Annotated in this window: 18 protein-coding genes and 1 pseudogene; 8 read left to right on the forward strand and 11 right to left on the reverse strand. The window is 72.4% G+C overall.

What is annotated here, in order from left to right; all coding sequences use genetic code 11:
* Position 1: 1 nt before the first annotated feature.
* Positions 2-700, reverse strand: a complete 699-nt coding sequence (locus tag CLV40_RS14995; RefSeq protein WP_104479520.1) for an MBL fold metallo-hydrolase — start codon at positions 698-700, stop codon at positions 2-4.
* Between the two features lie 131 nt (positions 701-831).
* On the opposite strand from CLV40_RS14995, the gene CLV40_RS15000 reads away from it, so the two are divergent.
* From CLV40_RS15000 to CLV40_RS15010, 3 genes are all read left to right on the forward strand, one after another.
* Positions 832-1716: a peptidylprolyl isomerase gene (locus CLV40_RS15000; protein ID WP_104479521.1), complete on the forward strand. Its 885-nt coding sequence runs from the start codon at positions 832-834 to the stop codon at positions 1714-1716.
* Positions 1717-1827: 111 nt separating this feature from the next.
* Positions 1828-2586, forward strand: coding sequence for a peptidylprolyl isomerase (locus CLV40_RS15005; RefSeq protein WP_104479522.1), 759 nt, complete (start codon positions 1828-1830; stop codon positions 2584-2586).
* Positions 2587-2589: 3 nt separating this feature from the next.
* A complete protein-coding gene (locus tag CLV40_RS15010; RefSeq protein WP_104479523.1) occupies positions 2590-3285 on the forward strand; it encodes a helix-turn-helix domain-containing protein in 696 nt (231 codons plus the stop codon).
* Here the strand turns inward: CLV40_RS15010 and CLV40_RS15015 are convergent.
* On the reverse strand, positions 3257-4444 hold the full coding sequence (locus CLV40_RS15015; protein WP_104479524.1) for an RNA polymerase sigma factor: 1188 nt from the start codon (positions 4442-4444) through the stop codon (positions 3257-3259). The two genes, CLV40_RS15010 and CLV40_RS15015, sit on opposite strands and share 29 nt — an antisense overlap.
* Positions 4441-4794 carry a YciI family protein gene (locus CLV40_RS15020; RefSeq protein WP_104479525.1) on the reverse strand — a complete coding sequence of 118 codons (354 nt, stop codon included), beginning with the start codon at positions 4792-4794 and terminating at the stop codon, positions 4441-4443. Before CLV40_RS15020 ends, CLV40_RS15015 begins: the two co-directional genes overlap by 4 nt.
* 213 nt (positions 4795-5007) lie before the next feature.
* On the opposite strand from CLV40_RS15020, the pseudogene CLV40_RS39510 reads away from it, so the two are divergent.
* Positions 5008-5106: pseudogene (locus tag CLV40_RS39510) on the forward strand (RNA polymerase subunit sigma-70); the annotation flags it as partial.
* Between the two features lie 64 nt (positions 5107-5170).
* Here CLV40_RS39510 and CLV40_RS15030 read toward each other — a convergent pair.
* The 3 genes from CLV40_RS15030 to yaaA form a co-directional block, all read right to left on the reverse strand.
* A complete protein-coding gene (locus CLV40_RS15030) occupies positions 5171-7048 on the reverse strand; it encodes a DEAD/DEAH box helicase (protein ID WP_245931302.1) in 1878 nt (625 codons plus the stop codon).
* A 342-nt stretch (positions 7049-7390) separates the two neighbouring features.
* Positions 7391-8383 (reverse strand): serine protein kinase RIO, encoded by a 993-nt coding sequence (locus CLV40_RS15035; protein WP_374065094.1) that lies wholly within the window; start codon positions 8381-8383, stop codon positions 7391-7393.
* A gap of 269 nt (positions 8384-8652) precedes the next feature.
* On the reverse strand, positions 8653-9396 hold the full coding sequence (gene yaaA / locus CLV40_RS15040; RefSeq protein ID WP_104479526.1) for a peroxide stress protein YaaA: 744 nt from the start codon (positions 9394-9396) through the stop codon (positions 8653-8655).
* 62 nt (positions 9397-9458) lie between these two features.
* Here yaaA and CLV40_RS15045 point away from each other — a divergent pair, with 62 nt between their 5' ends.
* On the forward strand, positions 9459-10421 hold the full coding sequence (locus CLV40_RS15045) for a GNAT family N-acetyltransferase (RefSeq protein WP_104479527.1): 963 nt from the start codon (positions 9459-9461) through the stop codon (positions 10419-10421).
* Between the two features lie 492 nt (positions 10422-10913).
* Here the strand turns inward: CLV40_RS15045 and CLV40_RS15050 are convergent, their stop codons facing one another.
* Positions 10914-11339 (reverse strand): VOC family protein, encoded by a 426-nt coding sequence (locus tag CLV40_RS15050; protein ID WP_181043517.1) that lies wholly within the window; start codon positions 11337-11339, stop codon positions 10914-10916.
* Positions 11340-11389: 50 nt separating this feature from the next.
* Between CLV40_RS15050 and mtnA the strand changes: the two genes are divergently transcribed.
* Both mtnA and CLV40_RS15060 read left to right on the forward strand, forming a co-directional pair.
* Entirely contained in the window at positions 11390-12361 is a 972-nt protein-coding gene (mtnA, locus tag CLV40_RS15055; RefSeq protein ID WP_104479528.1) for an S-methyl-5-thioribose-1-phosphate isomerase, read from the forward strand.
* A 59-nt stretch (positions 12362-12420) separates the two neighbouring features.
* Positions 12421-14172, forward strand: coding sequence for a proline--tRNA ligase (locus tag CLV40_RS15060; protein WP_104479529.1), 1752 nt, complete (start codon positions 12421-12423; stop codon positions 14170-14172).
* Positions 14173-14211: 39 nt separating this feature from the next.
* On the opposite strand, the gene CLV40_RS15065 is transcribed toward CLV40_RS15060, so the two are convergent.
* Genes CLV40_RS15065 through CLV40_RS15080 form a run of 4 tightly spaced genes read right to left on the reverse strand, consistent with a single transcriptional unit; the run spans position 14212 to position 17285 of the window.
* Positions 14212-15018 carry a DUF8017 domain-containing protein gene (locus tag CLV40_RS15065; protein WP_104479530.1) on the reverse strand — a complete coding sequence of 269 codons (807 nt, stop codon included), beginning with the start codon at positions 15016-15018 and terminating at the stop codon, positions 14212-14214.
* Positions 15015-15746, reverse strand: a complete 732-nt coding sequence (locus tag CLV40_RS15070) for an HAD family hydrolase (protein WP_104479531.1) — start codon at positions 15744-15746, stop codon at positions 15015-15017. The genes CLV40_RS15065 and CLV40_RS15070 overlap by 4 nt, the downstream gene beginning before the upstream one ends.
* A 23-nt stretch (positions 15747-15769) precedes the next feature.
* On the reverse strand, positions 15770-16546 hold the full coding sequence (locus tag CLV40_RS15075) for a DUF8017 domain-containing protein (protein ID WP_146108038.1): 777 nt from the start codon (positions 16544-16546) through the stop codon (positions 15770-15772).
* Positions 16547-16580: 34 nt separating this feature from the next.
* Positions 16581-17285, reverse strand: coding sequence for a DUF8017 domain-containing protein (locus CLV40_RS15080; protein WP_104479533.1), 705 nt, complete (start codon positions 17283-17285; stop codon positions 16581-16583).
* Between the two features lie 129 nt (positions 17286-17414).
* On the opposite strand from CLV40_RS15080, the gene CLV40_RS15085 reads away from it, so the two are divergent.
* Positions 17415-18404, forward strand: coding sequence for a YhgE/Pip domain-containing protein (locus tag CLV40_RS15085; protein ID WP_104479534.1), 990 nt, complete (start codon positions 17415-17417; stop codon positions 18402-18404).
* Positions 18405-18410 lie beyond the last annotated feature (6 nt).

Here is an 18410-nt window from a genome sequence, read left to right on the forward strand (position 1 = left end):
GCTAGATCCCCCGTCCGCGGCCCAGGTGCCCGGCACCCGGCTCGGCCACGCCGGTGAGGAACGGGTTGCTCGCCCGCTCCCGCCCGATCGTCGTGGTGGGACCGTGGCCGGGCAGCACGACCGTCTCGTCGTCGAGGGTCAGCAGGCGCCGCAGCGACTGCGTCATGCGCGCCATGGACCCGCCCGGCAGGTCCGTGCGGCCGATCGACCCGGCGAACAGCGTGTCGCCCGAGAACAGCAGCTGCCCGCCCTCCTCGGTGGTGTGCCGGAAGCTGACCGACCCCTCGGTGTGCCCGGGCGTGTGGTCGACGGTGAGCGTCAACCCGGCCAGGTCCAGCTCGGCGCCGTCGCTCAGCTCGCGGACTTCCCTCGGTTCCCGCATGGTCAGATCGCCGAAGTACCGGCCCGCCTCCGGGCTCAGGCCGCGCAGGGGGTCGCTGAGCAGGTGCCGGTCGTCCGGGTGGATCCACGCGGGCACGTCGTCGCCGTCGCACACCGGGGTCACCGAGAAGGTGTGGTCGAGGTGGCCGTGGGTCAGCACCACCGCGACCGGGGACAACCGGTGCTCGCGCAACGCCTCCGCGATCGGCTCCGCGGCGTCCTGACCGGGGTCGACGATGACGCACTGCGCCCCGGCACCCGGCGCCACGATGAAGCAGTTCGCCTGGAAGGCGCCGGTCGGGAAGCCGACGACGAGCACGGGGGGACTCCTCCGGTCGCGGATTCTTGGGTTCTTCTCAGCCTAGTGGCCCCCACCTCCACGCGGTTCTTACCGGGGGTCCCCATAGACTGCGCGCCAGCCAGCAACAGGTCAGGTCAGGAGGGTGCCAGGTGCCGACCAACCAGCAGCGCCGGGAGGCAGCCAAGCGCAAGCTTGAGCGGCAACTCGCGAACAGGGCCGAACGCGCCCGGAAGCGTCGGGTCGTCGGCGTGGTGGCGACAGTGGTCGGTGTGGTCGCGGTGGTCGGCCTGATCTACTGGCTGGCCAACATCGGCGGCGACTCGAAGCCCGCGGACTCGGCGTCGCCGGACACGGCGGAGACCACGCAGGCCGACACGCCCGCCGACACCCCGAAGAACATCCCGACCGAGCTGGCCCCGGTGCCCAAGCGGTCCACGGCGCTGCCCGCGAAGAACGAGTGCGCCTACCCGGCCACCAAGGACGAGCCCGCCGCGAAGCCGGTGCAGCCGCCGCAGACCAAGGACGTCCCCGGCACCGGCACCGCCACGGCCACGATCAACCTCAACGGCAAGGACGTGAAGGCGACGCTGGACCGCGCGCTCGCGCCGTGCACCGTCAACAGCTTCGAGAGCCTGGCCAAGCAGGGCTACTTCAACGACACCACCTGCCACCGCCTGACCACCGGCGACGGCCTGCAGGTGCTGCAGTGCGGCGACCCGTCGGCCACCGGCGGCGGCGGCCCCGGCTACTCCTTCGACGACGAGGTCTTCCCGGAGATCAAGTACGGCCGCGGCATCCTGGCCATGGCCAACGCGGGCAAGAGCCCCGAGGGCAAGGGCACCAACGGCAGCCAGTTCTTCATCGTCTACGGCACCGCCGAGCTGCCCCCGAACTACACGGTGTTCGGCAGCATCGACGCCGACAGCCTCAAGGTCGTCGACGACATCGCCAAGGCGGGCACGGTCTCCTCGGGCAGCCCGGGCGACGGCAAGCCCAAGCAACCGGTCACGGTCAAGTCCGTCACCGTGGCCTAGGGCCCCGTGACTTCCCCGGACGGGGTGCGCGCCGATCGCGGCGGGCACCCCGTCCGGCTTTTCCGCGACCTTCCATTCAGGACGGTCGGGGGCGGCTGCGACACTGTGGACATGAAGCTGCGGAGTGGGGCGCACCTGGTCGGGTTGGCCGCGCTGGCGATGGCCACCGTCGGGTGCGCGACGACCGTGTCGGGTCTGGCGCTGCCCGCGCCGGGGGCCAGCCCCGCGCCGAAGCCGACCCCCGCCAAGGCCACCACCTGCGTCTTCGTGCCGGACGGCAGGCCGTCGCCCAGCGAGGCCGACGAGGACCGGGTCGGGCGCGGCCCCCAGTCGGTGGCCGAGGACCGGCCGTACACCGCGCTGGTGGCGACCAGTGCCGGTGAGATCACCGTCGAGCTGGACGTGGAGCACGCGCCGTGCGCGGCCCGCAACTTCGCGTTCCTGATCGACAACCGGTTCTACAACAACACCCCGTGCCACCGGGTCACCAAGTACGCCCAGCTCAAGGTCCTGCAGTGCGGCGACCCGACCGGCACGGGCACCGGCGGCCCCGGCTACACGATCCCGGACGAGCTGCCCAAGGACCTCAAGAAGGCCGGGAACGCCACCAACCCGGACGACGTCGTCTACCCGCGCGGCACCGTCGCGATGGCGGCGACGGACGAGCCGAACAGCGCGGGCAGCCAGTTCTTCGTCGTCTACGGCGACTCGGTCCTGCCGCCGGACTACACGGTGTTCGGCGAGACCGACGCCGAGGGCCTGGCGGTGGTGGACAAGGTCGCCGGGGGCGAGCTGACCCCGGAGCTGGGCCCGGAGGACGGCAAGCCGACGCCCGCGGTGACGATCCAGAAGATCACCTACTCCGGCTGAGCCGTGGGCTACCGCGAGCAGCCGTCGACGCGACCGGGCATCGCCTGCCTGTGGTCGCGGGACTCGGCCACGGGCGGCGCGGCGCTGATCGTGCCCGACGCGTGCGTCGACGTCATCTGGCACCGCGAGACCGGGCGGCTGTGGGTCGCGGGCCCGGACACCGGCCCCCACCGCTCCGCCGTGGGTCCGGGGACCCTGGTCGGCCTGCGGTTCGAGCCCGGCCACACGGCTTTGGGCGTCCCGGTGAACGAGCTGCGCGACGCGCGGGTGGACCTGGCGGACCTGTGGGGCGGCCGGGGAGCCGACTTGGCCGACCGCCTCGCGCACACCTCGACCCTGCTTGCAGCCCAACGCCTGCTGTTGTCGGCGTTGCCGAGCGAGCTGGACCCGGCGGCGGCGGCGATCGGGGCACTGGCCCGCCGGACGGGCAGCGTCCGGGAGATGGCCGAGCGGCTGGGGTTGGGCGAGCGGCGGCTGCACCGGCGCGCGGTGGCCGCGTTCGGGTACGGGCCGAAGGTGCTGCACCGCGTCCTGCGCTTCCAACGCGCCCTGGCGCTGGCACGGGACGGGATCGGGCAGGCGGAGGTCGCCGTGCGCGCCGGGTTCGCCGACCAGCCGCACCTGGCCCGTGAAGTGCGGGCGTTGTCCGGGGAGTCGTTGGGCGCCTTGGTCAGGCCAGTCGCTGGGCCCGGTCAGTGAGGTGGATCCGTTCGGCGAGGCTCGACGCGCGGCGGGCGGCTTCCAGGTAGTCGGCGTGCGCGGCCTCGACGTCCCCGGCCAGTTCGCGGAGGTGGGCCCTCGTCGCGTAGAGGCGGTGGTGCCGCCGCATCCGCTTGTCCTCGGTCAAGGGCTCCAACTCCGCCAGCCCGGCTTCCGCGCCGCGCACCATCGCCAGCGCCACGGCGCGGTTCAGGGTGACCATCGGGCCCGGGTTCACGGTGGCCAGCAGGTCGTACAACCCGAGGACCTGCGGCCAGTCCGTCGCACCGGGCTCCGAGTGGACGGCCGCGATGGCCGCCTGGAGCTGGTAGGTGCCCACCCGGCCGCGCGGCAGCACCGAGCTGATCAACGCGACGCCCTCCGCGAGCAGCTCCCCGTCCCACCGTGACCGGTCCTGGTCGGCCAGCGGGACCAGGCGGCCGTCCGCCGTGGTGCGCGCCGGGCGGCGGGCGTCGGTGAGGAGCATGAGGGCCAGCAGACCGGCGACCTCGGTGTCGTCCGGGACCAGCCGGTGCAGCAGCCGGGTGAGGCGGATGGCCTCGTCGGAGAGGGCGGGGGCGGTGAGGTCGGGGCCGTCGGTGGCGGTGTAGCCCTCGTTGAAGATCAGGTACAGCACGTGGGTGACCGCGTCGAGCCGGTCGGGGGAGGGGACGCCGAAGCCGCTGCCCTTGATCGTCTGCTTGGCCCGGCTGATCCGCTGCGCCATGGTCGCCTCGGGTACCAGGAACGCGGCCGCGATCTGGCCCGTGGTCAACCCGCCGACCGCGCGCAGCGTCAGCGCCACCCGGCTCGGGTCGGACAGCTCGGGGTGGCAGCACAGGAACAGCAGTTCCAGCGAGTCGTCCCGGTCCGGGACGGGACCGCCGAGCAGCGCGGCCTGCGGCGTGGCCAGCGCGTCCTCCCGGCGGCGGCGCGCGGACTCGCTGCGCACGTGGTCGAGCAACCGCCGCGTCGCGACCGTCAACAGCCACCCGCGCGGGTTGTCGGGAACACCGTCGACGGGCCACTGCGTGGCCGCCGCCACCAATGCCTCCTGTACCGCGTCCTCACACGCGTCGAACTGCCCGTGCCGCCGCACCAACGCCCCGAGAACCCGCGGCGCGAGTTCACGCCACAGGTCCTCGACGCCCCCGGTCACCGCGACTCGTGCAGGATCGGCCACAACTCCACCGGAGTCTCATCCGCCCACGGCATATCCGCCGCGATGGCCTGCGCCCGCTCCTCGCTCTCGACGTCGAGCAGGTAGAAGCTGGCCATGTACTCCTTGGTCTCCAGGTAAGGCCCATCGGTGATCGCAGGCACCCCACCCTCCCGCCGCACCAACCGCGCGTTCACCGCGTCCGCCAACCCGTACGCCCCGAACAACTCCCCGGACTCCCGGTACTTGGTGTTGAACGCCTCCTGCTTGGCCAGCGCCTCCGGCCACGCCTCGGCGGGGAAGGAGTTCCACTTTTCCTGGTTCCCGTAGACCATCATCAGGTACTTCATCTCGTTGCCTCTCTCTCGTGGCCCTGCTTGCACCCACCAGTCGGAGCCACACCGCAACTCTCGACATCACCCGCCGAGGATTTTTCCCCGAGTTTCACCACGCCGGTCCAGGCGGATCCGGCTCCCGTGTGCGTGGCGGAACCCGACCTCGGGCCACCGGGATCGCCCGAACGGGCGCCGGACCACCCGTTCCGGAACGATGACCCACGCGGTGAGCCGTGGGGGTTGGTCCGAGCCGCGCGAGCAGGCGACACGGCCGCGTTCGGGACGCTCTACGACCGCTACGTCGACGTGGTCCACCGGTACGTCGTTCCGTCCCCGGAATGCGCGAAGGCGGTCTCCCTCGGGTGAGGGAGACCGCCTTCGCGGTTCGTGCTCAGTCGCGGTCGCGCCAGCCCTGGGTCAGGTGGGCGCGGCGGGTGGCGCGGTTGCCGTTGTCGCGCGGCTCGGACTCGCGGGTGCGGGCCGGTCGGTCCGCACCGCGGGACTCCGTGGTCCCACGGCCGCGGAAGTCGTGGCCGCCGAACTCGCGCGGGCGGGACGCCCGGTTGTCCGACTCACGCCCACGGGAACCCGCGGACTCGCGCTCGCGGTACGGGCGGCTGCCCGAGTCGCGGTTGTCCCGGCTGTGGCCGCGGTCGTCGCGGTTGCCGTAGCTCCGCTCCTCCCGACCCGCGAAGCCGTCGCGGCGGGAGTCCTCGCGCGGGCGGTAGCCGCGGTCGTCGCGGCCCCGGGAGTCGTCCGACCGGAACTCGCGGGTGGCGGACTCGCCGCGGGGGGCGCGGTCGTCGCGGCCCGCGTACTCCCGGGAGCGGTTGCCGTGGTCGCGGTGGTCGCGGCTCGGCTCGCGGCGGTCGTCGCGCGGGTGGCCCGAGCGGGCGCCACGGCCCTCGAAACCACCGGTGCGACGCCGGAACTCGCCACCGGTGCGGCGGGCGGTGTGGCCGCTGCCGCGCGGGGCGCGCGCGGGCGGCGCCTTCTCCACCACCGGCTCACCGCTGGGCACGCGGGCCCCGGTGATCCGGATCAGGTCGGCGTCGCCGGGCTTCACCCGGGTGTGCTCCGGCTTCACGCCCGCCTTGTCGGTCAACCGCATCACGCCGCGCCGCTGGTCGTGGGTGACCACGGTGACGACGGTGCCCGCCTCACCGGCGCGCGCCGTGCGGCCCGCGCGGTGCAGGTAGTCCTTCGGGTCCGCGGGCGGGTCCACGTGCACGACCAGGCTGACGCCGTCGACGTGGATGCCGCGGGCGGCGACGTCGGTGGCCACCAGCACGGGCATGTCGCCCTCGCGGAACTGGCTGAGCACCCGGTTGCGCGCGCCCTGGGTCTTGCCGCCGTGCAGCGCCCCGGCCCGCACGCCGACCGACCGCAGCTTGTCCGCGAGGCGGTCGACGTGGTGCTTGGTGCGCACGAACATGATGGTGCGGCCCTCGCGCGCGGCCACCTCGGTGATGACGTCGGCCTTGTCCTGCTTGGACACCAGCAGCATGTGGTGCTCCATCGTGGACACGCTGGCGGTGGCCACGTCGACCGAGTGCGTCACCGGGTTGTTGAGGTAGCGCTTCACCAGCTGGTCGACGTCGCCGTCCAGGGTCGCGGAGAACAGCAGCACCTGGCCGTCGGGGTCGGTGCGGTCGAGGATCTCCCGCACCTGCGGCAGGAAGCCCATGTCCGCCATCTGGTCGGCCTCGTCGATGGCGCTGAACTGCACGCCGTCGAGGATGCACGTGCCCTGGCGGACGTGGTCGGAGAGCCGACCGGGGGTGGCGATCAGCAGGTCGACGCCGCGGCGCAGGGCCTCGGCCTGGCGCGGGAACGACATGCCGCCGACCGCGGTGCGGCACCACAGGCCCAGCGACTTGGCCAGCGGCGTCAGCGCGTCGCTCACCTGCAGGGCCAGCTCGCGGGTCGGCACCAGGATCAGGCCGCGCGGCTTGAGCGGCTGCGCGGTGCCACCGTCGAGACGCGACAGCAGCGCCAGCCCGAAGGCCAGCGTCTTGCCGGAACCGGTCTGCGCGCGGCCGAGCACGTCACGGCCCGCGAGCGCGTCCGGCAGGGTCGCCGCCTGGATCGGGAACGGCTGGTCGATGCCCGCCTCGGCCAGCGCGCGCAGCAGCGGCTTGGGCAGGCCCAGGTCGGCGAAGGTGACGTCGTCGCCGTCGAAACGGCCCTTCCCGCTCTGCCGGTGCCGCGGCTTGCGCTCGTCGGCCTCGGTGGTGGGGTCGTTCGTGGGCAGGGCAGAGTTCTGCACGGGGTCCTCTCCGGACGTTGGCACGTCTCGGGAGGCTCCGCCCTCACACGCTCACGAGGTCGGCAGGCTTTCACACGGACGAGCCCGGCACGCTGCCTGCGTGCCGACGGTTGGGTCAGGTGGCACCGATGGCCCTTCCGGAGTCATCCAACCGACGCCGAACGGAACGCGAACGCGGTACGCCGCTCACGATGCCCCCCAACTCTACCCGACCCGGTGACCGACCAGCGCCGCGCGGGACCGAGATCACCCTCGACCAGCCGGAACCCGCCTTCCGCCTGCGAACCGCGGGCACGCCGGAGCGGGGTGGGCGCGATCACACCCACCCCGCTCCGGCGAGGGTCATCCGAGGCCCGCGACCTCCAGCAGGTGCGCCGTCACGGTCCCCGGGTCGCAGACGGTCTCGGCGAGGCCCTGCGCGGCGAACCAGCGCGCGACGTTGGCGACGTCGCGCGCCAGGAACTCCGGGCCCGCCGGGTTGGCGATGAGGTCGACGACCTGGGGGAGGTCGATCAGCATCAGGTGGCCGTCGTGGACCAGGAGGTTGTACGCGGACAGGTCGCCGTGGGCGACGCCCTGGCCCGCGAGCAGCTCCAGGGCCGCGACCAGCTGCTCCCACAGCTCGCGCAGCTCGTCACCGGCCGGTCGGGCCTGGGCCAGCCGGGGCGCGGCCGTGCCGTCCTCGGTGCCGAGGAACTCCAGCAGCACCTCGATGCCGTCGCGCTGGGCCGGGTACGGCACCGGCGCGCCGACCGACCACAGCCGCGACAGCGCCGCGAACTCGGCCACCGCCCACTGCTCGGCGATCAGGTTGCGCCCGAACGACGTGCGGTTCGCGATGGCCCGGGTCTCCCGGGACCGGCGCATCCGCCTGCCCTCCAGGTAACCGGCGTCGCGGTGGAACAGCCGGTGTTCCCCGCTGCGGTACCGCTTGGCCGCCAGCAGGCACCGGGGCCCGTCCGGCACGGCCCGCTCGACGAGGAAGACGTCGGCTTCCTTGCCGGTCTTCAGCACGCCGAGCTCGGTGTCGGCCGCGGCCAGGTCGGTGACCAGCCAGGACGGTCGCGGGTGCGGCCCCTGTTCGCTGTCGCCCCAGGTGGACCAGCGGTCGGTCCCGGGCGGCAGCTCCTCGGCGGCGGTGTAGGCGTCGTCGCGAACCCGGCTGAGCCGCAGGCGTTCCGCCTCGGTGAGCCGTCCGGAGCGCTGCGGCTGCGGGTCCTCGGTGGACCTGCCCCGCCGCATGCGGGTGGCGGACGGCGCGTCGTCGTCCCAGTCGTCCCAGTCGGTGTCACGACGGGCGCGGGAGGAAGCGTGGGTGAGATCGTGCTCTCGCACGGGTGGGACTCCTTGGGTGGAAGGACGCCCCACCCAGCGTCACGCCAGTGGGGCGGGTGGACGGGACAGTGCCGCGCCCACAACGACAGTCATCTGCACAGCGCACCTCCCTGCTATCCACCGGCATCTCCACCGGTCCGTGCGGCATAGCCTCCACTACCCGCCCAAGCCCCGCAACCCATTTATCGCACCGCTGTGACCAGCGAAAACACCGTCCGGTCCGGCTGCTCCGACGGGTGCCTCGGGGCAAGGTCCGGGCGTTCGGCCCGTCAGGGCTCGACGACCAGGTCGAAGGCCCGCCGGTCGGTCGGCTCCAGCCGCATGCCCGCGGCCTTGGCCACCGACACCAGGCCCCGGGTCGAGCCGGGCTCGCGCGGGGTCGTGGCGAGCGCGGCGGCGAGCTTCCCCTTGTACGCCTTGTTGAAGTGGCTGACGGTCTTGCGCCTGCCGCTCGTGTCCTCGGTGACCACCCGCACCGTCACGGCGTCGGGGATCGCCGCCAGGTTCGCGTAGGCGCCGGACCGCAGGTCGACCACCAGGTCATCCACAGTGGACAGAGTCTTCTCCAGGTCGGCCCGCCACACACCGCGCAGGCCGCCCAACCCGGGCAGGACCGTGCCACCCGAGAGGCGGTAGGCCGGGATGCGGTCGCCCGCCCGCACGACACCGAACAGCGCCGACGCCACGGCCAGCCGCCGATCGGCCCGGCGGCGCTCGGCCTTGGTGAACCGCCCGACTTCCATGGCGTCGTAGAGGACACCGGTGTACCGCTCCAGCGCGGGCCGCGTCGGGGAGCCGAACAGCTCGGCGTTGCGCTCGACCTCGTCCACCTGGCGGTCGGACAGACCCAGCGCGGTCAGGCTCGCGGCCAGGTCGCCCGCCAGCGCCACCACGGCGTCGGCGACCCGCGCGCGAACCGGGTTCAGCTCCGGGAACGACAGCGCGCCCAGGTCGAGCGGGGCGCCGTCGCCACCCTCGCTCTTGGTCTCCGACGGCGGAAGCAGCACGAGCACCAGCCGAGCCTAGAGATAATCCGGTCGAGTGACCCGCCCCGGGTGACCTAGCTTCCGCTCACGTGACACCCAGCAGCGACCTGACCTGGCGCCCCTTGACCCGATCCGACGCACCCGCCTGGATACGCCTCACCACCGACATCGGCGCGGCGGACTCGACCAGCCAACGCCGAGACCTCAACGACTTCGAACGCCTCCTGCTGGACACCGAACCCACCGACACCGTCGCCGTGCTCGACGGCGACACCCTGGTCGCTTACGGCGTCGCGTGGGCGCGCGCGGGCACCCCGGTCGACGACGCGCAGGTGCGACTCTCCGGCGGCGTGGCCCCGGCGTACCGCCGCCGAGGCGTCGGCCGCCAACTACTCGAACGACTGCACGAGTCCGCCATCGCCGTCGGCGCCCGCCTGTTCCCCGGCGTGCCGGTGACCGCCGTGGTCCCGGTCCACGAGTCGACCACCGACCTCCCGCGCCTGCTGGCCACGGCGGGCTACGACCCGACCCGCCCCTTCTTGGTGATGGGCGCGACCCTCGCCGAGACCGCCGCGCCCTGGCAGCCACCGGACGGCTTGGTGCTGGAGCACTACCGACCCGAGTTCGGCCAAGCGTGGCGCCTGCTCCGCAACGCCACCTTCGCCGACCACTGGGGCAGCTACCCGGTCACCGAGCAGGCCTGGCGCGACCACTTCACCGGTGACGTGGATTTCGCCCCGCGCTTCAGCGTCCACCTCCGCGACCCCGGGTCGGGGGACCTCGCCGCCTTCGTCCTCTGCTGCGCCCGCCCGGACTCCCGAAACCTCGCCGTGGTCGACGTCGGCACCCTCCGCTCGTGGCGCGGCAAGGGCTTGGCGGGCTTCCTGCTGACCCAGGTCATGCACGAAGCACGAGCGGAAGGCTACGAAACCGCCACCCTCGTCGTAGACGCCCTGAACCCCACCGGCGCCGTCACCGTCTACGAACGCCACGGCTTCACCACCACCGACCGCTGGACCCGCCACACCCTCCCGCTGACCCCCGCGGGCTAGCGATTCCCACGGTCCGCCCCGGAACCTGCTCGAAGTCGGCAGCCTGCCGATACCGGGGTGGCGGCGACGCAGGCACCCCGTGACACGTCGACAACGAGCGTGCCCACGCTCACCGGTACCCGCCTACGAACCTGCCCGTCGAGAGCGGTACGTCTCCACGGAGACCCGGCACGTCCCTGGAGGCCCGGCACGTCCCCGGGGGCCTGGCAGGTGCCCCGGAGACTCGGCACGTCCCCGGAGACCCAGTAGGTGTCCACGGGCATGACCACAGCACGCGCCTGTGGTCTGAGCACGGCGGTTCCGGGGGAGCGCCTGCCTGAGCCGGTGTCCTCGCGGCGGCCTTCTGCCTTCACCCCCGCCACGCCGGTGCGTGATCGCCGGGGCGTGCCGGTCGCGGCAGGCCCCGCCCGTTCGGCCGCGGACCTCGCCTATATCAGCGGACCTGGCCCATTCGGTTGTGGAGACTCCTCCTCTCTCCTCGACCTCCAGCACTCAGCCGTTGGTGGACCCCACGCAGAACTCGTTGCCCGCGGGGTCGGTCAGGGTGGTCCAGCTCAGCCCCGGGACCGCGTGTTCCCCTAACGGCGTGGCCCCCAGCCCCACGAGCCTGGCCACCTCGGCCGCGCGGTCCGGGGTGTGGAAGTCCAGGTGCACCCGGTTCTTGGTCACCTTCTCCTCCGCCACCCGCTGCAACCCGACGCCCACGGCCTGCTCGCCGCTCGCCGGGCCGAGCAGGACGAACTCGCCGCCGTAGTCCGCGGTGATCTTGTAGCCGAGGGCCTCGGTCCAGAAGGTCGCGAGGCCGCGCGGGTCGGCGCAGTCGATGGTGACGGTCACGATGCCGATGCGGTCGCCGGAGTGCTGACCGGTCGCCGTCGGGTTGCCGGACGCGGTGTTGGTGTCGATGTCTTCGCTCATGCCGGAAAAGGTACCCACGGCCACCGACAAAACCGCCCAGCCAAGCCAGAATGATCGACGTGCGCACCATCGACTGGCAGTCCGACCACATCGTCATCATCGACCAGACGCGACTACCCGCCGAGGTCGTCACCCGGAATCTCCACACCGTCCCCGGGTTGATCGACGCGATCCGGTCACTCGCCGTGCGCGGCGCCCCCGCACTGGGGGTAGCGGGCGCCCTTGGGGTGATGCTCGCCGCACGGTCCACAGCGGACCCCGACGAGGTCCGCGCCCTGGCCGCCGACCTGCGCGCCGCGCGCCCCACCGCCGTCAACCTGGCCTGGGGCGTCGACCGCGCGCTGTCCCGAGTGGAAGAAGGCCCGGGCGCCGTCGAGGCCGTGGCCATCGACACCCTGGAAGCGGACGTCCGCCTCAACCGCGCCCTCGCCGCCCGCGCGGCCGACTGGCTCCTCGACCGCCTCCCCGCCCCGTTCAACGCCATCACCCACTGCAACGCGGGCGCCCTCGCCTGCGTCGAGTGGGGCACCGCGCTCGGCGTCCTGCGCGCCGTCCACGAACGCGGCGCCCTCGGCCACGTCTACGCCGACGAGACCCGCCCCCTGCTCCAGGGCGCCCGCCTGACCGCCTGGGAGCTGCGCGGCCTCGGCATCCCCCACACCCTCGTCGTCGACTCCGCGGGCCCCTCCGTCATCGCCCGCGGCCTCGTGCAGGCCGTCGTCGTCGGCGCCGACCGGATCGCGGCCAACGGCGACGTCGTCAACAAGATCGGCACCTACCCGCTGGCGCTGGCCGCCGCCCGCGCGGGCATCCCGTTCGTCGTCGCCGCCCCCGAGTCCACCGTGGACCCGGACACCCCGGACGGCGCCGCGGTCGAGATCGAGGTCCGCGACCCGGCCGAGGTCACCGGCGGCGCCGCGCCCGCGGGCACCGACGCGCTCAACCTGGCCTTCGACGTCACACCGGCCGACCTGGTCACGGCGATCGTCACCGAGGCGCGGGTGGTAACCCCGATGCGCTGACCTGCGGCGGGTCACTACGCTTCGTGGGCACCACTCGTGCTTACCCGAGGAGCCTGACCGTGATCACCAGGATGTCGTCGTTGTTCCTGCGCACCCTGCGCGAGGACCCGGCGGACGCCGAGGTGCCCAGCCACAAGCTGCTGGTGCGCGCCGGATACGTCCGCCGCGTCGCCCCGGGCATCTACTCCTGGCTGCCGCTGGGTCTGCGGGTGCTGCGCCGGATCGAGGGCATCGTCCGCGACGAGATGGACTCGATGGGCGCGCAGGAGATCCAGTTCCCGGCCCTGCTGCCCCGCGAGCCCTACGAGGCCACGAACCGCTGGACGGAGTACGGGCCCAACCTGTTCCGCCTCAAGGACCGCAAGGGCGGCGACTACCTCCTCGGACCGACGCACGAGGAGCTGTTCGCGCTCACCGTCAAGGGTGAGTACAGCTCGTACAAGGACTACCCGCTCTCGCTCTACCAGATCCAGACCAAGTACCGCGACGAGGCGCGTCCCCGCGCGGGCATCCTCCGGGGCCGCGAGTTCCTGATGAAGGACTCGTACTCCTTCGACCTCACCGACGAGGGCCTGGTCGCGTCCTACCAGGCCCACCGCGCCACCTACGTGCGCATCTTCGACCGGTTGGGCCTCAAGTACGTCATCGTCAAGGCCACCTCCGGCGCGATGGGCGGTTCGGCGTCGGAGGAGTTCCTGGCCGAGGTGCCCATCGGCGAGGACACGTTCGTGCGCAGCACCGCGTCCGACTACGCGGCGAACGTCGAGGCCGTGGTCACCCCCGCGCCGCCCGCGCGCCCGCTGGACGGGCTGGCCGAGGCGCAGGTCCACCACACGCCCGGCACGCCGACCATCGACACGCTGGTCGCGTACCTCAACGAGGCCGGTCTGGGGCGTGAGTTCACCGCCGCGGACACGCTCAAGAACGTCCTGCTCAAGACCCGGCAGCCGGGCGCCAAGGAGTGGGAGCTGCTGGCCGTCGGCGTCCCCGGCGACCGCGAGGTCGACATGAAGCGGCTGGAGGCGTCGCTGGAGCCCGCCGAGGTCGCGGTGCTCGACGAGGCCGACTTCGCCCGCAACGCGTTCCTGGTCAAGGGCTACATCGGTCCGCGCGCCCTGCTCGACAACGGCGTCCGCTACCTGGTCGACCCGCGCGTGGTCACCGGCACGGCGTGGGTCACCGGCGCGGACAAGGCCGACCACCACGTCATCGATCTGGTCGCGGGCCGCGACTTCACCCCGGACGGCACCATCGAGGCCGCCGAGGTCCGCGAGGGCGACGCCGCGCCGGACGGCGAGGGCACCCTGGTGGCCGCGCGCGGCATCGAGATCGGCCACGTGTTCCAGCTGGGCCGCAAGTACTCGGAGGCGCTGGGCCTGACCGCCCTGGGCGCCGACTCGAAGCCGATCACCATCACCATGGGTTCGTACGGCATCGGCGTCTCCCGCCTGGTGGCCGTCGTCGCCGAGCAGACCCACGACGCGTCGGGCCTGGTGTGGCCGCGCCAGGTGGCGCCCGCGGACGTGCACCTGGTCATCGCGGGCAAGGACGACACCCTCCGCGAGGCGGGTGAGCGGCTGGCTCAGGAGCTGCACGGCCGCGGCCTCGACGTCCTGCTCGACGACCGCGCGGCGGCGTCGCCGGGGGTCAAGTTCAAGGACGCGGAGCTGGTGGGCGTGCCCACGATCCTCGTGGTCGGCCGCGGGCTGGCGAACGGGGTCGTGGAGGTCAAGGACCGGGCCACCGGCGACCGCGCGGAGATCGCGGTCGACCAGGTCGTGGACCACCTGGTGACCGTCGTCCGCGGCTGAGGCACCCGGGTCGGCCCGCCTCGTCGGCGGGCCGACCCGTTACGCCGGGCGGAGGCTGGAGATGACCTTGTCGGCGATGTCGGCCGGTAGCGAATCCGAGACGCCTTGGTCCTGGTACATCATGAACAGCACGGTCTTGGTGCCGCTCTTGAAGGCCACCCCGGTGAACAGCACCGTGGGGGAGGGGCACGGGCCGGGGTGGTCGACCGTCAGGGTCGCGGTGGCCACGTAGGCGTCCACCCGGCCCGAGTCGACCTTGGCGGGCTTCGGGTCCGTGTACGAGACCGGCGACCGGGTGTTGTCCGCGTTCAGGGCCGCGGCGTCGGCGAAGGCGCGGGTGCCGATCCGGCTGGCCTCGCTCAGGTCGAGGTCTCCGGCGGAGACGAAACCTGTGTGGCCGCGGTAGGAACCGGCGGCGTTGGGGCAGGCTTCCGGCAGGTACGTCGTCACGTCGTGCATGAGGACGACCGGGTTCTTCTCGTTGTCCTCGAAGCCGACGACCAGGTCCGGTGCGCCGACCTCCCAGTCCTTCGGGACGTCGTAGGCCGCCTTCTCCCGGCTTGACCGCACGGTCTGCCAGTCTGGCGCCACGGGCGCGGAGGACCCTCCGGCGGTCGTAGTAGTGGTGGTCGTCCTACGGCGCGACGTCGTGGTACCGGTGGTCGACGTCATCCAGATGCCGTCCTGCGCGACCGGAGTACCCGGCTCCGTGTGTTCGAGCAACGACCCGGTGATGACGGCACCCGCCACCACTACGAGCAGCAGGACCAGCCCCACCACCAACGGAGTCTTGCGGCGCGGTGGTGGTGCCGAGAACGTGCCGAACCCCTGATACGCGCCACTCATGCGCCAGACGGTAGTTGGTCCTCCACCCGCCCGGTAAGCGCGGTCAGCACCGCGTCGGTGTCTGACAGATCCGTGAACACCAGGTCCGCCCCGCACGCCGTCAGGTCCTCGACCGTGTACCGGCCGGTTGCGACCCCCGCCGCCACCGCGCCGTAGTGGTGCGCGGCGGCCACGTCGTGCGGTGTGTCGCCGATGACCACTACGCGCGTGAAACGCGTGTCGTGCTTGGTCTCCGCGGCCTCGACGGCCGCCGAGACCAGTTCGTGGCGGTCGGCCGACACCGAGCCGTACCCGCCGATCGCGAAGTCGACGTACCGGCCGAGCCCGAACGGCGCCAGCTTGCACTCCGCCAGCTCCAGCAGGTTGCCCGTGACCAGCGACTGCACCACGTCCGATCGCTCGGCCAGCCCCCGCAGTACCTCGATCGAGCCGGGGAGAGCGCTGCCGAGCGCGGCCAGGTCGGCGCGGGCGGCGTTGGCGATGGCGACCAGCTCGGCGTACATCCGCCGGACGTGGTCCTCGGTCCAGTCGACGCCGTGCGCCTCCAGCAGCTCCAGCGTGATGGACCGCTCGGTGCGTCCGGGGAAGGACGGCACGTGCGCGATCTCCACACCGCAGACCGCGGTCAACGCCTGGCCGTACCACTGGTGTCCGGTTCCGCTGTAGTCGACGAGCGTCTGGTCGACGTCCCAGAGGACGAGGGTGCTGGGTCTCGGGTCGCGAGTCACCAGGCCATGGTGGCACGAGCGGATCAGCCGGTCGGCCGCGCGCTCTCGGCGATGGCCGCCAGCTCGTCGGCCGGCACCGGCGCGGGTGTGTCCGGGCCGCCCACGAGGTCGCCGTTGACGACCAGCATGCGCATACCGCCCGCGTAGTCCAACAGCACGATCCAGAGGTCACCCTTGGTCGCGAGGCACTGTTCGCCCTTGGTGGTCACCGTGGCGCGGACAGCCACACCTTTCGCCTCTTCGCCCTTGTCGCCCTTGCGGGTAATCGCCTGCGGGGTGCCTACGACCACGTCCGTGCCGGTACCACCGTCGTACAGCTCCTTGCCGAACGCCTTCGCCAGGTCCGTCACGCGCTGGTTGATCTCACCGCCGCTCACGGTGCCACTACCGACCACACCGCGCGTGTAGTCCTTGCCGCCGCACTGGTAGGGCGCGCGGATGGCCAGGTGGTCGATTTTCACCTCGGGCAGGCTGGTCAGCGCGAAGGAGGCGGTGCTGTTCGACAGCGCCCAGGACTTCGGGACGTCGTAGGTCAGCTTCGCGTCGGGGTTCGCCATGGTCTGCCCGTCCTCGACCTTCGGCCGGGAGGTCGTAGTGGTACTGCTCGGGGCCACCGGGTCGGATTGGACGACCGGCGTACCCGAGGTTTCCTGGTTGAGCAGCACGACGGTGACCACGGCACCCAACGCCACTACGAGCGCCACAGCCGCGATGACGACAATCAACCGGCGGCGGTCGCGCTTGGGTTGCGGGGGCTCGTAGAAGCCGAAACCCTGGTAGTCGCTGCCGGGATAGGTCACGAGCCCGGACAGTACCGCCGATCCCACGAGTCCGTCAGTCGTTGGACCGTACGCTGTCGGCTATCGCCCTTAGATCGTCCGATGACGCCAATGGCACGTCTTCGCCCCGGTCGTCGGTATCCGCGCCGAACACCACCACCGACGTTCCCTCAGCCGTGGCGAGTGCGATTACGGACACCACACCGCGCGTGCTCGCGCAGCGGTCGGCCACATCGTCGGCAACCACCTCGGCCTCCGCGTGCACGAGTGTTCCGCGCGCGCCGTCGCGCACCAGCGGGGTCGGATGGGACAACGTGACCTTGGCGGTCTGGCTGCCGTCGCTGTACTGGTCGGCCGCGATCGCCGCGGCCAGCTCGGCGGCCGCGTCGGCCGGGTCGCCATCCACCCGACCGGAGCCGCTGAACGCGCGGCCGTACTCCGCGCCCTGGCACAGGTACGTGCCGAAGTCGGTCAGGTGCCCCAGCACGGTCCCGCTGGAGGACTCCAGCGTCTCGGCCTCGGGGGCCAGCGCCCAGTCCGGCGGCACCTCGTAGCGCACACCGGACCCGCCGTCCTCGACGACCTGCCAGCCGGGCACCGCCGCGGACCGGGGCGAGGCGGCGCGGGTCTGGGTCGGCGCGACCTCCACCGCGTTCGGCCTGCCGTGATCGTCGTCCCCGCCGAGCAGGGACACGGTGGCCAGCAGACCCCCGACGGCCGCGAGCGAGATCGCGGCGACGGTGACGCGCTGGATACCCACGCGTCGAACCTAGTCCGATCCGCTCCGCGCGCGTGATCCAGCTCTAATTCAACGTGCGTTGACTTGAGTTCGGGCGCACCCGTACCCTTCCGACAGTAATTCAACACCTGATGAACAAGGAGGTCGGTGATGTCCCCCCGCCGTCCCGCCGCCCTGATCGCCCTCCTGGCGGTCGCGGGCGCGGTAGTCGCCACCGTGCTCGGATTCCTCACTTTCGGCGCTCAGGCGAGCGCTCAGCCCGACGGCGTGCCCCTCGCCGTGTCCGCGCCACCGCCGATGCGGCAGGCCGCGGACCGCCTCGCCGCCCACGGCGGTGACGCGATCAGTTGGCGGCTGACCTCGCCGGAGGAAGGTCGTCGGGCTTTGGCGGACAAGGACGTCTACGGCGTCCTGGAACTGACCCCCAACGGGACCACCGTCGTCCTGTCCGGCGCGGTCAACCCCCATGGGACGCAGATGGCGCAACAGGTCCTGACGGGTGCGGCCTCCGCGCTCGGGAGTCCCGTGCGTACGGAGATGCTCAACCCGGCCACTACGGCAGGCCGGACGGCGCCTTTGGCCGCGACAGCGTTGTTGTGGGTAGGCGGACTCGTGGCCGGCGCGGGTCTTGTCGTCGTCGGCGGTCGTCTTGGTCTGCGACCCCAGTGGACTCACCGGTTGGGCTTGGTGGCCGGTGTAAGCGTTGTGGGCGCGGGTGCCGTGACCGGCCTGTTGTTGTTGTGGGACGGGGGATTGCCGGTGGACGGCAAGGTGCTCGGCTACCTCCTCTTGACCGCCGTCGCCTTCAGCTCCCTCCAAGCCGCCCTGCTCCGCCTGCTCGGCATCCGCGCGATGGCCATCCTGGGACCGCTGTACCTGATCGCGCCCGCGGTGGCCGGGCAGGTCCCCGAGATGCTGAACCCGGTCTACCGCGCGCTGCTGTGGTCCTGGACGCCCTTCCGCTTCGCCGCCGAAGGCCTGCGCAGCCTGCTCCAGGGCGCCTCGTCGGCTCCCGACGTGCTGCTCGGCGTCACGGTCCTGGCCTGCCTCGCGGTCGTCGGTCTCGCTGTCGCGCTGTTCCCGAGCCGTGCCGGGGACCCGGCCACGACGCCCGCGGCGGACCTCGTCGCCGCGCACTGAAAGCGC

The sequence above is a fragment of the Actinokineospora auranticolor genome (assembly GCF_002934265.1).
GTDB classification, from domain to species: domain Bacteria; phylum Actinomycetota; class Actinomycetes; order Mycobacteriales; family Pseudonocardiaceae; genus Actinokineospora; species Actinokineospora auranticolor.

Bases quoted from the DNA above. Each gene is read 5' to 3' on its own strand.
- CLV40_RS15005 (WP_104479522.1), top strand. From the start codon at position 1,828: ATGAAGCTGCGGAGTGGGGCGCACCTGGTCGGGTTGGCCGCGCTGGCG.
- CLV40_RS15020 (WP_104479525.1), bottom strand. From the start codon at position 4,794: ATGAAGTACCTGATGATGGTCTACGGGAACCAGGAAAAGTGGAACTCC.
- CLV40_RS15050 (WP_181043517.1), bottom strand. From the start codon at position 11,339: ATGAGCGAAGACATCGACACCAACACCGCGTCCGGCAACCCGACGGCG.
- mtnA (WP_104479528.1), top strand. From the start codon at position 11,390: ATGATCGACGTGCGCACCATCGACTGGCAGTCCGACCACATCGTCATC.
- CLV40_RS15065 (WP_104479530.1), bottom strand. From the start codon at position 15,018: ATGAGTGGCGCGTATCAGGGGTTCGGCACGTTCTCGGCACCACCACCG.
- CLV40_RS15085 (WP_104479534.1), top strand. From the start codon at position 17,415: ATGTCCCCCCGCCGTCCCGCCGCCCTGATCGCCCTCCTGGCGGTCGCG.